The organism is Microbacterium sp. ZXX196 (assembly GCF_009709595.1).
In the GTDB taxonomy this organism is placed as follows: Bacteria; Actinomycetota; Actinomycetes; order Actinomycetales; family Microbacteriaceae; genus Microbacterium; species Microbacterium excoecariae.
Genome location: NZ_WMEE01000332.1, coordinates 1 through 256, shown reverse-complemented (window position 1 = coordinate 256; position 256 = coordinate 1). Strand labels below are relative to the sequence as shown.

The following is a 256-nucleotide window of genomic DNA, read 5'->3' as shown; positions in this document are numbered from 1 at the left end:
GTACTTTTAGGTTTAGGCCTGATCGTTTTTGCTGTGGCATTCAAACTGTCTTTAGCGCCATTCCACAAATGGACACCAGACGTTTATGCAGGTGCACCAACACCGATCGCAACTTTCCTTGCTACAGCTGCAAAAGTAGCAACGATTGGTCTGTTTGTACGTTACATCCTTACTTCAGGTGCGATCCTTGTTGACTCAATCGTGACGATCTTAACCGTGATTGCGGTGTTATCGATCTTGGTGGGTAACTTCCTTG

Annotated in this window: 1 protein-coding gene; it reads left to right on the top strand. The window is 45.7% G+C overall.

Annotated elements, in window-relative coordinates; translation table 11 throughout:
• The coding region (locus tag GJQ66_RS13245) for a proton-conducting transporter membrane subunit (protein ID WP_268866099.1) at positions 1–256 on the top strand (256 nt) is incomplete at both ends.